Annotated in this window: 6 protein-coding genes, 1 tRNA gene, 1 rRNA gene and 1 pseudogene; 1 reads left to right on the top strand and 8 read right to left on the bottom strand. The window is 69.6% G+C overall.

Features of this window, described 5'->3' with window-relative positions; all coding sequences use genetic code 11:
• The 5 genes and pseudogenes from OFY01_RS08130 to OFY01_RS08110 all read right to left on the bottom strand — a co-directional run.
• A pseudogene (locus OFY01_RS08130) lies at window positions 1-500 on the bottom strand (30S ribosomal protein S12 methylthiotransferase RimO); the annotation flags it as partial.
• 65 nt (window positions 501-565) lie between these two features.
• Window positions 566-1417 (bottom strand): helix-turn-helix domain-containing protein, encoded by an 852-nt coding sequence (locus OFY01_RS08125; protein WP_266597771.1) that lies wholly within the window; start codon window positions 1415-1417, stop codon window positions 566-568.
• Window positions 1418-1659: 242 nt separating this feature from the next.
• Window positions 1660-4398, bottom strand: a complete 2739-nt coding sequence (locus OFY01_RS08120; RefSeq protein WP_266597769.1) for a DNA translocase FtsK — start codon at window positions 4396-4398, stop codon at window positions 1660-1662.
• Between the two features lie 161 nt (window positions 4399-4559).
• Window positions 4560-5240 (bottom strand): response regulator, encoded by a 681-nt coding sequence (locus tag OFY01_RS08115; protein WP_266597767.1) that lies wholly within the window; start codon window positions 5238-5240, stop codon window positions 4560-4562.
• Window positions 5241-5525: 285 nt separating this feature from the next.
• Window positions 5526-11033 (bottom strand): HAMP domain-containing protein, encoded by a 5508-nt coding sequence (locus OFY01_RS08110; RefSeq protein WP_266597766.1) that lies wholly within the window; start codon window positions 11031-11033, stop codon window positions 5526-5528.
• A gap of 305 nt (window positions 11034-11338) precedes the next feature.
• Between OFY01_RS08110 and OFY01_RS08105 the strand changes: the two genes are divergently transcribed.
• Entirely contained in the window at window positions 11339-14005 is a 2667-nt protein-coding gene (locus OFY01_RS08105) for a SpoIIE family protein phosphatase (protein ID WP_266597765.1), read from the top strand.
• Window positions 14006-14094: 89 nt separating this feature from the next.
• On the opposite strand, the gene OFY01_RS08100 is transcribed toward OFY01_RS08105, so the two are convergent.
• The 3 genes from OFY01_RS08100 to rrf all read right to left on the bottom strand — a co-directional run.
• Window positions 14095-14167, bottom strand: a tRNA-Thr gene (locus OFY01_RS08100).
• Between the two features lie 73 nt (window positions 14168-14240).
• Window positions 14241-14918 (bottom strand): DegT/DnrJ/EryC1/StrS family aminotransferase, encoded by a 678-nt coding sequence (locus tag OFY01_RS08095; RefSeq protein ID WP_323135490.1) that lies wholly within the window; start codon window positions 14916-14918, stop codon window positions 14241-14243.
• A gap of 100 nt (window positions 14919-15018) precedes the next feature.
• Window positions 15019-15094 (bottom strand): 5S ribosomal RNA (gene rrf / locus OFY01_RS08090); the annotation flags it as partial.

Here is a 15094-nt window from a genome sequence, read left to right as displayed (position 1 = left end):
AGGTCGGACGGCGCCTGCGGCTCCACCGGCGCGTGCCCCGGCAGCGCGACACCCGGACCGGCCCCCTGGCGCTCGGCCGGGCTGATCGGCAGCAGCTTGCGGCGGTCGCGTGGGGCGTGCGCCTCCACGCTGCCGCCCGCGAGGATGGTCCGCAGGCGGCCGGAGATGTCCTCGTAGTCGTCGAAGCCGAGCACGCCGTCGGCCTCGGGCAGCGCCTCGGCAAGCTCCTTGCCGTACCGCTCGGCCATGCAGCCGACGGCGACGACGGCCTGCGTGCGGCCATGGCCCTTGAGGTCATTGGCCTCGAGCAGGGCGTCGACGGAGTCCTTCTTCGCGGCCTCGACGAAACCACAGGTGTTGACGACGGCGACGTCCGCGGCTTCGGCGTCCTCGACGAGCTCCCAGCCGTCCGCCTCCAAGCGGCCTGCGAGCTCCTCCGAGTCCACCTCGTTACGGGCGCAGCCAAGAGTGACAAGTGCGACGGTACGGCGTTCGGGCATGCGCTCAAGCCTACTTTGTTCCACCGACAGCGCTCGCCCCGAGGGTTACCGGTCGTTCAGCGGGGTCACCCCGCCTCGGGGTCGCCCTTCGTGTAGCTGAGCCGCGCGACCTGGCCGGGCTGGAACTCGTCCTTGATCTGCTTGCCGTTCACGAAGAGCCGGATGGCGCCCGCGTCGCCGAGGACGAGGTCGATCTTCTTGCTGTCCTGGAAGGTCTTGGACTTGCCCTGCTCCAGCACCCCGTCGTACATGACCCGGCCGTTGTGGTCCTTGGCGGAGATCCAGCTGCGCCCGTCCGGCGCGCTGATCTTCACCGTCACCTTGTCCCGCGGAGCAGCCGCGATGGCGCTGTCCGAGGGGGCGGGCTTGGGGTCGGAGGGCTTCGTCGTCGGGGTCGGCGACGAGGTGGTGGGCTTGCCGGAGCCGGGCGTGGCACCCTCGGCGGCCTGCTGCTTCCCGCTGCCGCCACCGCTCCCGCTGAACGCGGTGTAGCCCACGAAGGCGACGACCGCGACGATCGCGGCGACCATGGCCGCCGTCCAGTTGGGCCGCCGCGGCTCGGAGCGGATCCGTTCCGCCTCGAACAGGGGTGTGGCCGGGGTCGGCGTCGGCTGCGCGCCGTGCTCGGCCCCGTACTGCGCGAGCAGCGGCGCGGGATCGAGGCCGACGGCACGCGCGAGCATGCCGATGTGTCCGCGCGCGTACACGTCGCCGCCGCAGCGGGAGAAGTCGTCCTGCTCGATGGCGTGGACGATGGGGACGCGCACCCGGGTCGTCTGGCTGACCTCGTCGACGGTCAGACCGGCGGCGATCCGCGCCTGCTGCAGAGCGCGGCCGACCGTCGGCCGGTCCTCGATCGCGGGCGGGATCCGGTCTTCCGAAGGACGGTCGTCTTCAGGGGAGTTGCCGATGGACACGAGGGCGCCTTTCGAGCGTGTAGCCACCTGCTGGACGTTCAGTCTAGGGGGGGTACGAAAGGGTGGGGCAACCGGGCGGTCGGACTTTGTACGCCATCGGAAGGTTCGGCCGGGGGCCGGGCTCTCCGCTGATCGGACATCGTGGGACATGGTCGTCCCCTCCGCCCAACTTGACGTTTCAGAAGGGGAAACGGTTGCTTCTGCCGCCTGCGAATGATCCTAAAGAGTGACGCGGACGTCTCTCACGCCTGAGTCTCCCCGCGGATCACGCCGAGCACTCCGTCCAGCTCATCGGGTTTCACAAGAACGTCACGCGCCTTGGATCCCTCGCTCGGGCCCACGATGTTGCGCGATTCCATGAGGTCCATCAGACGCCCGGCCTTCGCGAAGCCCACGCGCAGCTTGCGCTGGAGCATGGACGTGGAGCCGAACTGTGTGGAGACGACCAGCTCGGCAGCCGCGCACAGCAGCTCCAGGTCGTCGCCGATGTCCGCGTCGATCTCCTTCTTCTGCTTGGTGCCCACGACGACGTCGTCCCGGAAGACCGGCGCCATCTGGTCCTTGCAGTGCTGGACGACCTTGTGGATCTCGTCCTCGGTGACGAAGGCGCCCTGCATACGGGTCGGCTTGTTGGCGCCCATGGGCAGGAAGAGGCCGTCGCCCTTGCCGATGAGCTTCTCCGCGCCCGGCTGGTCGAGGATGACGCGGCTGTCGGCGAGCGAGGAGGTGGCGAAGGCGAGCCGGGACGGCACATTGGCCTTGATCAGGCCGGTGACGACGTCGACCGAGGGCCGCTGGGTGGCGAGCACCAGGTGGATGCCGGCCGCGCGCGCGAGCTGCGTGATGCGCACGATCGCGTCCTCGACGTCGCGCGGCGCGACCATCATGAGGTCGGCGAGCTCGTCGACGATGACCAGCAGATACGGGTACGGCTTCAGCTCCCGCTCGCTGCCCTCGGGCGTGGTGAGCTTGCCGGTGCGCACGGCCTCGTTGAAGTCGTCGATGTGCCGGTAGCCGAACGCGGCGAGGTCGTCGTAGCGCAGGTCCATCTCGCGTACCACCCACTGGAGAGCCTCGGCGGCCTTCTTCGGGTTGGTGATGATCGGCGTGATCAGATGCGGGATGCCCTCGTAGGCGGTGAGCTCCACGCGCTTGGGGTCGACGAGGACCATCCGCACGTCCTCGGGGCTCGCCCGCATCATGATCGAGGTGATCAGGCAGTTGATGCAGGACGACTTTCCGGAGCCGGTGGCTCCGGCGACCAGGATGTGCGGCATCTTCGCGATGTTCGCCATCACGTAGCCGCCCTCGACGTCCTTTCCGAGCGCGACCAGCATCGGGTGGTCGTCCTCGGCGGCGTCGGCGAGGCGGAGCACGTCGCCGACGTTGACCATCTCGCGGTCGGTGTTCGGGATCTCGATGCCCACGGCGGACTTGCCCGGGATGGGGCTGATGATCCGGACGTCCGGGGACGCGACGGCGTAGGCGATGTTCTTGGCGAGCGCCGTGATCTTCTCGACCTTCACGGCGGGGCCGAGCTCGACCTCGTAGCGGGTGACCGTCGGGCCTCGGGTGAAGCCGGTGACGGCGGCGTCGACCTTGAACTCGGTGAACACGTTCGTCAGGGAGTCGACGACCGCGTCGTTGGCGGCGCTGCGCGACATGCCGGGGCCGCCGCGGGTGAGCAGGTCGAGCGAGGGGAGCGCGTACGTGATGTCGCCGGAGAGCTGGAGCTGCTCGGCGCGCGGCGGCAGCTCGCGTGGCTCGTCGGGCGCGGACTTGGTCAGGTCGGGCACGGGGAGCTTGGACGGGGTGGGCTCCGGCTCCGGGGCGGCCGGCTTCTTGGCGCGGGCGGTCGGCACGGCTGCCGCCGGGGCCTCGGACGGCCTCTCGGTCCGGCCCTTCCGGTCCCCCGCGACGCCCTGCGTGAGGTCGGCGACGAGCGGGGACGGCGGCATGCCGTTGAGCACGGCGCCGTCGAGCGCGGCGGCGGCCGCCGCGGCCACGTCCACGGCGTCCATGGGGCGCTCCATGGCGGGCTGCACGCTGCCGCGCCGCGGCCCGCGCCGCTTGGCGAGGGCGTCTTCCTCTATCCGGTCGGGGTCGTACGTGTCCGGGGCCGCCGGGCGCCGCCTGGGACGGGCGGGTTTCGCCTCGCGCCATTCGTCGTCGTACGCGTCGTCGTACCCCTCGGCGCCGTCGACGGCCTCGTCGTCGTGGACGACGCCGAGCCGCACGCCGAGCTGGCGCAGGCGCTGCGGGACGGCGTTGACCGGGGTCGCCGTGACGACGAGCAGCCCGAAGACGGTGAGCAGGACGAGCAGCGGCACGGCGAGCACGTCGGTCATCGTGAAGGTCAGCGGAGTGGCGGCGGCCCAGCCGATCAGGCCGCCCGCGTCCCTTATGCCCTGCATGCCGTCCGCGCGCGCGGGTGAACCGCAGGCGATGTGGACCTGACCGAGCACCCCGATGACCAGGGCGGACAGGCCGATCACGATCCGCCCGTTGGCCTCGGGCTGCTCGGGGTGGCGGATCAGGCGTACGGCGATGCCGCCGACCAGGATCGGCACCAGCAGGTCGAGCCGGCCGAACGCGCCGGTCACGAGGACCTCCACGAGGTCACCGACCGGGCCGCGCAGATTCGACCAGGTGCCCGCCGCGCAGATCAGCGCGACACCGAGGAGCAGCAGCGCGAGGCCGTCCTTGCGGTGCGCCGGGTCGAGCCCCTTGGCGCCACGCCCTATGCCGCGGAACATCGCCCCGACGCTGTGCGCGACACCGAGCCACAGGGCGCGTACGAGCTTGTACAGACCGCCGGTGGGGCTGGGGGCCGGCTTGGGGGCGGCCTTCTTCGCCGGGGCCTTCTTGGCGGGAGCCTTCTTCGCCGCGGACTTCTTCGCGGGCGCCTTCTTCGCCGGAGCCTTGGTCGGCGCGGCCGCCTTCTTCGCGGGCGTCTTCTTGGCTGCGGGACGTGAGGCCATGGTCCTGAGGTTACCGGGGGAGGCGCGCGCGGACACGTGTGCCCACTGCTTCACCCGTTCGTGTCGCGTACGGACGGGGCGTCAGCCTGACACGGCCTCAAAGCCCTGGCGGCGCCCGGCCGTGCGGATCCTGTGGCTGTTCAGCCCCGGGACGGCACCGGTCAGCCCTGGGACGGCATGGACGGCGCTCCGCTGCCCGTGCCGGGTTCCAGGGCGTCAAGAGCTCTGCGCAGTCCGGTGAGTTTGCGCTCCAGGTGGGCTGCCGTCGCGACCGCGGCGGCGTCCGCCGAGTCGTCGTCGAGCTGCTTGGACAGCGCCTCGGCCTGCTCCTCGACGGCGGCGAGCCGCGCGGAGAGCTCGGCGAGCAGCCCGGCAGGCTCCTTCGCGTCGCCGACCGCCCTGCCGCCGCCCTCCAGCTGGAGCCGCAGCAGGGATGCCTGCTCGCGCAGTTGACAGTTCTTCATGTACAGCTCGACGAACACCGAGACCTTGGCGCGCAGCACCCACGGGTCGAACGGCTTGGAGATGTAGTCGACCGCGCCCGCCGCATAGCCGCGGAAGGTGTGGTGCGGGCCGTGGTTGATCGCCGTGAGGAAGATGATCGGGATGTCCCGGGTCCGCTCGCGCCGCTTGATGTGCGCGGCCGTCTCGAACCCGTCCATCCCCGGCATCTGCACATCGAGCAGAATCACCGCGAAATCGTCGGTGAGCAGTGCCTTGAGCGCTTCCTCCCCGGACGATGCACGCACCAGCGTCTGATCGAGCGCGGAGAGGATGGCCTCCAGCGCCAACAGATTCTCCGGCCGGTCATCGACCAGGAGGATCTTGGCCTTCTGCACCATGGCCCGCCCTCCTCGCCCCGGCATGGGGCCACCCCTGTCCTCAGGACCCGGGAAGGCTCCACGCGCCTCCCCGAAGGACGACTCCCTTGCGCCGCCCGTCCTCGTGCCGGTCATGGTAGCCGCACCCCGCTTGTCGCCACACCCTGTCACCGCGATGTCACTGTGCACGTAGCAGAAACGTAGCGGGAGACCAGAAGGTTCCCCGAACACCGCAGTTCTACACGGTGACGACCACACTCGGTCAGCGGTTCCACGTGAAAGTTCCGCCACCCGCCCGGTCGTCGCTCACTCACCCCTCATCCACTGTTCCATCACGGACAACAGGTGGTCGGGGTCCACCGGCTTGGTGACGTAGTCGGACGCGCCGGACTCGATGGCCTTCTCCCGGTCGCCCTTCATCGCCTTCGCGGTGAGCGCGACGATCGGCAGCCCGGCGAACTGCGGCATCCTGCGGATCGCCGTCGTCGTCGCATAACCGTCCATCTCCGGCATCATGATGTCCATCAGGACGACCGCGATGTCGTCGTGCTGCTCCAGGACCTCGATGCCCTCGCGGCCGTTCTCCGCGTACAGGACCGAAAGGCCGTGCTGTTCCAGGACGCTGGTGAGCGCGAACACGTTGCGGATGTCGTCGTCGACGATGAGGACCTTCTCGCCGCCGAACTGGTAGCCGCGCTGCGGCCTGGACACCCGGTGCTCGGCCGCCTCCTGCCACGCGTCGTCGCTGAGCTCCGTGGAGGGCGCGGGCTGGCCCGGCAGCGCGGTGCCGCGCGGCTCCTGGGCCGACATGGGCCTGCGGCGGCGACGGAAGAGCGCCGCGGCGCCGTTCTGCGTCTCGTGGTACGACTTCACTTCCGCCGGGGTCTCCACGTCGAGCGGCTCCGGTGCGGCCTCCAGGGCGAGCGGCCGGCCCGGCTCGATGGTCGGCGCGAGCTGCGCGTAGCCCTGGGGCGGCAGTTCGCTCGGGTACAGCGGCAGGTACAGCGTGAACGTGGAGCCGCGGCCGGGTTCGCTCTGGGCGTGGATCTCGCCGCCGAGCAGCCGCGCGATCTCCCGGCTGATGGACAGTCCGAGGCCGGTGCCGCCGTACTTGCGGCTGGTCGTCCCGTCGGCCTGCTTGAACGCCTCGAAGATGACCCGCATCTTGCTGGAGGCGATACCGATGCCCGTGTCGGTCACCGAGAACGCGATCAGGTCGGCGTCCGGGTCCCGCAGCGAGCCTGCCTCCATGAGCTGTTCACGGATGGCGTCGGGCACGTCGGCCCCGGCGGGCCTGATGACCAGCTCGACGGCGCCCGAGTCGGTGAACTTCACCGCGTTGGACAGCAGGTTGCGCAGCACCTGCAGGAGGCGCTGTTCGTCGGTGTGCAACGTGGTCGGCAGCTCGGGCGACACCCGTACGGAGAAGTCGAGTTGCTTCTCCGCGGTCAGCGGCCGGAACGTCGCCTCCACGTAGTCGACGAGCTGCACCAGGGCGATACGGGTGGGCGAGACGTCCATCTTGCCCGCCTCGACCTTCGACAGGTCCAGGATGTCGTTGATCAGCTGGAGCAGGTCGGAACCGGCCCCGTGGATCGTCTCGGCGAACTCGACCTGCTTGGGCGTGAGGTTGGCGTCCGCGTTGTCGGCGAGCAGCTTGGCGAGGATCAGCAGCGAGTTCAGCGGCGTGCGCAGTTCGTGCGACATGTTGGCCAGGAACTCGCTCTTGTAGCGCATGGAGACCGCGAGTTGCTCGGCACGCTCCTCCAGGACCTGCCGCGCCTCCTCGATCTCGGTGTTCTTCACCTCGATGTCGCGGTTCTGCTGGGCGAGGAGTTCGGCCTTCTCCTCCAGTTCGGCGTTGGACGCCTGGAGGGCCTTCTGCCGGTTCTCCAGTTCGGCCGAGCGCTCACGCAGCTGCTCGGTCAGCTCCTGGGACTGCTTGAGCAGCACCTCGGTCTTGGTGTTGACCGAGATGGTGTTGACGCTCGTCGCGATCAGGTCGGCGATCTGGCTGAGGAAGTCCTTCTGGATCTGCGTGAACGGCGTGAACGAGGCCAGCTCGATCACACCGAGCACGGTCTCCTCGAAGAGCACCGGGATCACGATGACCTGGGCGGGCGGCGCCTCCCCGAGCCCGGAGGAGATCTTCAGGTAGCCGCTGGGCGCGTTGTCGACCAGGATCGTGCGCGCCTCCTGGGCGGCCGTCCCGATGAGCGTCTCGCCGGGCCGGAACGAGGTGGGCATGGAGCCCATGGAGTAGCCGTAGCTGCCGAGCATGCGCAGCTCGTACTCGTCCTCCCCCAGAGTCGCCGCGTCGGCGCTCTCGTCCAGGGGCATCGCCAGGAAGAACGCGCCGTGCTGCGCGGAGACCGCCGGCGTCAGCTCGCTCATGATCAGCGAGGCGACGTCGTCGAGGTCGCGGCGACCCTGCAGCAGACCGGAGATCCGGGCGAGGTTGCCCTTGAGCCAGTCCTGCTCCTCGTTGGCGTGGGTCGTGTCCCGCAGGTTCACGATCATCTTGTTGATGTTGTCCTGGAGGACGAGGATCTCACCGGCCGCGTCGACGTCGACCTTGAGGCTGAGATCGCCGCGGGTCACGGCGGTGGCGACGGCCGCGATGGCGCGCACCTGACGGGTCAGGTTCCCCGCCATCTCGTTCACGGACTCGGTCAGGTCGCGCCAGGTGCCGTCCACGTCACGCACGCGCGCCTGGCCGCCCAGCTGCCCTTCGGTGCCGACCTCGCGGGCGACACGGGTGACCTCCTCGGCGAACGACGACAGCTGGTCGACCATGGTGTTGATGGTGGTCTTCAGCTCGAGGATCTCGCCGCGCGCGTCGATGTCGATCTTCTTGGTCAGGTCGCCCTTGGCGATGGCGGTCGTGACCATCGCGATGTTGCGCACCTGGCCGGTCAGGTTCGAGGCCATGCCGTTCACGGACTCGGTGAGGTCCTTCCACGTACCGGAGACACCGGGTACGCGGGCCTGGCCGCCGAGGATGCCGTCGGTGCCCACCTCGCGGGCCACCTTGGTGACCTGGTCGGCGAACGAACTCAGGGTGCGCACCATGGTGTTGAACGTGTCGGCCAGCTGCGCGACCTCGCCGCGCGCCTCGATGGTGACCTGCCGGGTCAGGTCACCGTTGGCGACCGCGGCGGCCACCTGGGAGATGTTGCGCACCTGCATGGTCAGGTTGTTGGCCATCAGGTTGACGTTGTCGCTGAGGTCCTTCCAGATACCGGTCACGCCCGGGACCCGTGCCTGGCCGCCCAGCTGGCCCTCGGTGCCCACCTCACGGGCCACCCGGGTCACCTGCTCGGCGAAGGACGACAGCTGGTCCACCATCGTGTTGACGGTGGTGACGAGTTCGAGGATCTCGCCCTTGGCGTCGACGGTGATCTTCTTGGAGAGGTCACCGCGCGCCACGGCCGTGGTGACCTCGGCGATGTTGCGCACCTGGAGGGTGAGGTTGTTGGCCATGCCGTTCACGGACTGCGTCAGGTCCTTCCACGTACCCGACACACCCTGCACCTCGGCCTGACCGCCGAGGATGCCGTCCGTACCGACCTCGCGGGCCACCCTCGTCACCTGTTCGGCGAAGGCCGAGAGCTGGTCGACCATCGTGTTGAGGGTGTTCTTCAGCTCCAGGATCTCGCCGCGCGCGTCCACATCGATCTTCTGCGACAGGTCACCGCGCGCCACCGCGGTGGCGACCTGGGCGATGTTGCGCACCTGGGCGGTCAGGTTGCCCGCCATGCCGTTCACCGAGTCGGTGAGGTCACGCCACACACCGGCGACGCCCGGCACCTGCGCCTGGCCGCCCAGGCGGCCCTCGGTGCCCACCTCGCGGGCGACGCGGGTGACCTGGTCGGCGAAGGCGGAGAGCTGGTCGACCATCGTGTTGATGGTGTTCTTCAGCTCCAGGATCTCGCCGCGCGCGTCCACGTCGATCTTCTGCGACAGGTCACCGCGCGCCACCGCCGTGGTGACCTGAGCGATCTGCCGCACCTGGGACGTCAGGTTGCCCGCCATGAAGTTGACGGAGTCGGTGAGCTCCTTCCAGGTGCCGCTCACGCCGTCCACGCGGGCCTGGCCGCCCAGGCGGCCCTCCGTGCCCACGTCGCGCGCCATGCGGGTGACCTGGTCGGCGAAGCTGGAGAGCTGGTCCACCATGGTGTTCACGGTGTTCTTCAGCTGGAGCATCTCGCCGGACACGTCGACGGTGACCTTCTGCGACAGATCACCGTTGGCCACCGCCGTCGTCACCTGTGCGATGTTGCGCACCTGTCCGGTGAGGTTGCGGAAAGCCGTGTTGACCGAGTCGGTCAGGTCCTTCCACGTACCGGCGGCACCCACCACCTGGGCCTGGCCGCCGAGTTCGCCCTCGACGCCGATCTCACGGGCCACCCTGGTGACCTCGGAACCGAACGCGGAGAGCTGGTCCACCATCGTGTTGACGGTGTTCTTGAGCTCGAGCATCTCGCCCGCGACGTCGACGGTGACCTTCTGCGACAGATCACCGTTGGCCACCGCCGTCGTCACGGTGGCGATGTCACGCACCTGAGTGGTCAAGTTCCTGAAAACCGTGTTGACCGAGTCGGTCAGGTCCTTCCACGTACCGGCGGCGCCCGGCACGTTGGCCTGGCCGCCGAGCTGGCCCTCGGCGCCCACCTCGTTGGCGACGCGGGTGACCTCGTCCGCGAACGTGCGCAGCGTCTCCGTCATCTGGTTGATCGTCTCGGCGAGCTGGGCGACCTCGCCGCGCGCCGAGACGGTCACCTTCTGCGACAGGTCACCGCTGGCGACCGCGGTGGTGACCTGGGCGATACCGCGCACCTGGGCCGTCAGGTTGCCGGCCATGAGGTTCACCGAATCGGTGAGGTCCTTCCACACGCCGGCCACGCCGGGCACCTTCGCCTGGCCGCCGAGCTCGCCCTCGGTGCCGACCTCCCGGGCGACGCGGGTCACCTCCGAGGAGAACGACGACAGCTGGTCGACCATCGTGTTCACGGTGTTCTTCAGCTCAAGCATCTCGCCCGCGACGTGAACCGTGACCTTGCGGGACAGATCACCCTTGGCCACCGCGGTCGTGACGAGAGCAATGTCACGCACCTGCGCGGTGAGCCGGTACGCCATCGTATTGACGGAATCCGTCAGATCCTTCCAGGAACCCGACATTCCACGCACGCGTGCCTGCCCGCCGAGCTTGCCCTCGGTGCCGACCTCGCTGGCCACGCGCGTGACCTCGTCGGTGAACGTGGAGAGCTGGTCGACCAGGTTGTTGACCGTCCGGCCGACCTTGAGGAACTCGCCGCGCAGCGGATGGCCTGCCCCCTCGGGCACCTGCGCGCGCAGCTCCATGCGCTGCGACAGATCCCCCTCCGCGACCGCCGTGAGCACTCGCCCGACCTCGGAGACAGGCCGTACGAGGTCGTCCACGAGCGCGTTGGACGCGTCGATGGCGGCGCCCCAGGACCCCTCACAGACGCCCGTCTCCAGGCGCTCGGTCAGCTTGCCCTCGCGCCCGACCATGCGGCGCACCCGCGAGATCTCACCGGTCAGGTGGAGGTTGCGGTCGCCCACCTCGTTGAAGACGGCGGCGATCTCCGCCATCACATCGTCCCCGCTGACGGTGAGCCGCTTGCGGAAATTACCGTCCCGCATGGCGACCAGACCGGCGAGCAGCCTGTTCAGCGCCGCCGTGTCCACGGTCGTCGTGCCGCTGCCGTTACGCGACGTGCGCCGTTTTGTCTGGGACTGTCCGCCTTCCGCGCGCGCTTGTTTGCCCCGCGTCGCTGCGCCAGACTCCACTGTGTCCCTCCCGCAGGGGTCGACCTGTACTGCTCGGGTATCTCGGGTTCGCTGCTACCGCCGCATCCACTGCACGATGCGCCTTCCCTGGAAGCTTGCCCAGTGTTTCACCTTGCCTGAACCAGGCCATAACAGTTCGGCAGCTTCGCATACCGACCACACACCCTCCGGACGGAAACAGTGGCGACCGGCATCCGCATGGACGGCGAAGGTAAGTAACCTTGCATGCGGCTGTCCACCCACCCCGGTCTGCCCGGCCTGGGCGGTGGCGGAGATCTAGCGGGCATCGGAGGGGCGGCCGAAGCATGGGTACGGGAGACCTGGGCCTCGACACTCGGACAGGGAGTTCTGTGATCACCGCGCGCGCGGCTGCGACTTTCGAGCCGGTCGGACGATCCGTCGCGACCGCGCGTTCCTTCGTGCGCGACACCCTTCAGGGATGGGGCCACTCCGACGTCATCGACGACGCGGTCGTCCTCACCAGCGAACTGGTGACGAACGCCGTCGTCCACGCGGGCACCGCCGCGGAGGTGCTGTGCCTGCGCGGTGACGGCCATGTCCGCATCGAGGTCTCCGACCGCTACCCGGAGCGCGAGATTCCGCTTCAGGCCTCCGCCGTCCAGATGAGCAGCCCGGACCGCGAGGGCGGCCGCGGACTCCAGCTGTGCGCGGCGCTCGCCTCCCGCTGGGGTGTGGACTACTCGGCCACCCACAAGCAGGTCTGGTTCCAGCTCGATCTGCCCGAGCGCTCCGTCGGCACCCGCAGCGCGGGCCCCGCGCTCCCCGCCGACCTGCTGCCGATGGCCGACGGGCGAGTCCGCGTCGCCGTCGTCCAGATCGACCGGAACGGCGCGATCACGTCCTGGAACGAGGACGCCGAGCATGTCTTCGGCTATCCGGCCGAGCAGATCACCGGCAAGCCCCTCACCGACCTTGCGGCCTGGCCGCACACCCCCGGCACCAGCACCGGCATCGCCGACGCGCTGCGCCTCTCGCGCTGGGAGGGCAGCTACGGCATCCGCGGCGCCGACGGCCGCGTCATCCCCGTCTACGCCTCGCACCTGCGGGTACGCGACACGGACGGCGATCCCTCGACGGTCTGCCTGCTCGTGCGCGACCACGAGCGCGCCGTGCTCCAGACGCCCCTGCGCGGCCCGGCGCCCGACAGCACGGCGCAGTCGGACGGCCAGGGCGCCGACCCGTTCGAGGTGTTCATCGGGGCTCCGGCCCCGGACGATCTCGACGGGCTGCTGCAGCGCACGGTGGAGCGGGCCCGCGACATGCTCGACGGTGACTCCGCCTTCCTGCTCCTGGCCACCGACGACGAGACCGAGCTGGAGGTGCGTGCCTCCACCGGGCTGCCCTCGGCACGGCAGCGCTTCGCACGCGTGCCGGTCGAGGTGGGCCCCGGCCGGTACGGTTCGGCCCGTATGCCGGCCGTCCACGAGGACCTGACCCAAGTGCCGGGCGCGGTTCCCCTGTTGAACGGCACGGGCATGCGCTCGGTCGTCACGGTGCCCCTCAAGGTCGAGGGCCGCCTCACGGGCTCCCTCGGCGTCGCGGCGGAAGCGCCCGAGCGCTACTCCAATGAGGAAGCGCTGCGCCTCCAGTTCGCGGCCGACCGCATCGCCCTGGCCGTCGAATCGGCCCGCCTTGGCGAGCTGGAGAAGCTCCGGCGCGGCTCGCTGAGCTTCCTGGTCGAGGCCTCCGACCTGCTCGCGGGCACGCTCGACAGGGACCAGACACTCGCCCTGATGGCCCAGATGACCGTCCCGACACTGGCCACCTGGTGCGCCGTCTACACGATCGCCGATCAGGCGTCGGAACCGTACCTCTCCTATGTGCTGCACGAGGACGAGGAGCGCATCGACGGCCTCAAGGCCCTCCTTTCGAGGATCGCCCCGCCCGATCCGGTCCCGACGCCGGGTGCCCGCGTCTGGCCCGCACCGGCCGAGGCGGCGCATCAGGCCGCTCTGCGCACCTCCATGCGCAGCCTCGGCCTGGGTGAACCGGCCAGCGTCAGCTCGGGCATCGGCACCACGCTCGCCACGGCTTCCGCCGTCGGCGGCGAAACGGTGGTGCTTCCCCTGGTCGCCCGCAACCGTGTCATCGGCATGCTCACGCTCGGCAAGCCGACGGACGAGCACTTCCGCCAGGAAATCCTGGAGCTTGCCGAGGACCTGAGCCGCAGGGCCGCCCTCGCCCTGGACAACGCCCGCCTGTACTCGGAGCGCATGGCCATCAGCCAGTCCCTCCAGCGCAGCCTCCTGCCACCCGAACTTCCGGACGTCCCGGGTGTCGAGGTGGAGGTCATCTACCGCGCGGCGGGCGAGGGCAACGAGGTCGGTGGCGACTTCTACGACCTCTTCCCGATCCGCGACGGCGCGTACGGCTTCGCGATCGGCGACGTCTGCGGCACGGGGCCGGAGGCCGCGGCCGTCACCGGTCTGGCCCGCCACGCGCTGCGCCTGCTGGCCCGTGAGGGCTTCGGCGGCCCGTCGGTCCTGGAGCGTCTGAACGCGGCGATCCTCGACGAGGGCGCCCGCAGCCGCTTCCTGACCCTCCTCTACGGCGAGTTGTGGCCCCAGGAGGACGGGTCGGCGGTCCTCAAGATGGTCTGCGCCGGTCACCCGCTTCCGCTGCGCCTGAGCCAGGACGGCACAGTCGTACCGTACGCGGAACCGCAACCGCTGCTCGGCGTCATGGACGACCTGGAGTTGTACGAGCAGACGATGACGCTCGACCCGGGCGACGTCCTGCTCTGCGTCACGGACGGCATCACAGAGCGCCGCGAGGGCAGTCGCATGCTGGGCGACGACGGTCTGGCCGAGGTCCTGGCGACGTGTACGGGCCTGACGGCCGGCGCCGTGGCCGCCCGCATCATGCGCGCGGTGGAACGCTTCGCGGCCGACGCCCCCTCCGACGACATGGCGATCCTGGCGATGCGCGTGCCGGGTCTGCACCACGACTGACTGCGCGCCGGCGGAAAGCAGTTGAGGCCCCCACCCGTTGAAGGGCGGGGGCCTCACACGCACATGGGATGCATCAGGACACAAAAAAGAGCCCCCAAGCGGAATCGAACCGCTGACCTTCTCCTTACCATGGAGACGCTCTACCGACTGAGCTATAGGGGCCTGTCACTTGCGCGGTTTCCCGCTCGGCAACGAGATAGATCATACCCGAAGTCCGGGGGTTCTCAGAACCACCCTAGAAGGCCGGCTGAAGCAGCCCGCCCAGCGCATTGCAGGCCGAGACCATCCGCTGCAACTGGCGGTGCGACATCGCCGCCTCGACGGGTAGCGCGAGCGTCTCGTCCGCCGCTCGCTCCGTCTCCGGCAGCGCCACGTCCCGCCGGAACCCCGGCATGCGGTGCACGGGCGTCTTGACGGGCACGGTGCAGTCGACGCCCTTGCTCCGCAGGACGCGCGCGAAAGCGTCCCGGTCCGGCCGCCCGTTCCCCGGCACGCGCACCACGTACTGCTGGTACGTGTGCCTCTCGTGCCCGACAGGCGTGCGCACACCGTTGAGCCGTCCGCTCAGGTAGGAGGCGTGGGCCCGCCGCCGAGCCACTTCTTCGTAGGGCTTGGCGGACTCGCCTTCTTCGAGCACGAGCACTTCGTGCCGTTTGCCGAGTTCACGGAGCCTGGCCATGTCGGCCTGGTTCCCGAAGCGGTGCACTGCGACGACGGCCGCGGTCCGTCGGCCCACGCATGCGGCGACGTGCGCGGGGTCGATGCAGTACGTGTCAGGGTCGATGTCCGCGAAGACCGGCGTCGCGCCGACCTGGACGACGGCTTCCGCGACCTCGGCGTTCCCGTAGGCCGGCACGATCACTTCGTCACCGGAGCCGATACCTGCGGTCCGCAGCGTTCCAACTGTGCCCATGGCACGGGATGTTGGTCGCACAACGTGAACGCGAGGTGACGCACAACAAAAAAGAGCTGGTCCCCGACCCGAAGGTCAGGAACCAGCTCTTTCAAAAGGAGTTCGGCGGCGTCCTACTCTCCCACAGGGTCCCCCCTGCAGTACCATCGGCGCTGAAAGGCTTAGCTTCCGGGTTC

The sequence above is a fragment of the Streptomyces beihaiensis genome, from assembly GCF_026274175.1.
Classification (GTDB): Bacteria; Actinomycetota; Actinomycetes; order Streptomycetales; family Streptomycetaceae; genus Streptomyces; species Streptomyces beihaiensis.
Note: the sequence above shows the minus strand (reverse complement) of the source record. Positions and strands in the feature narration are given on the sequence as shown.

Bases quoted from the DNA above. Each gene is read 5' to 3' on its own strand.
- OFY01_RS08120 (WP_266597769.1), bottom strand. From the start codon at position 4,398: ATGGCCTCACGTCCCGCAGCCAAGAAGACGCCCGCGAAGAAGGCGGCC.
- OFY01_RS08115 (WP_266597767.1), bottom strand. From the start codon at position 5,240: ATGGTGCAGAAGGCCAAGATCCTCCTGGTCGATGACCGGCCGGAGAAT.
- OFY01_RS08105 (WP_266597765.1), top strand. From the start codon at position 11,339: ATGGGTACGGGAGACCTGGGCCTCGACACTCGGACAGGGAGTTCTGTG.
- OFY01_RS08095 (WP_323135490.1), bottom strand. From the start codon at position 14,918: ATGGGCACAGTTGGAACGCTGCGGACCGCAGGTATCGGCTCCGGTGAC.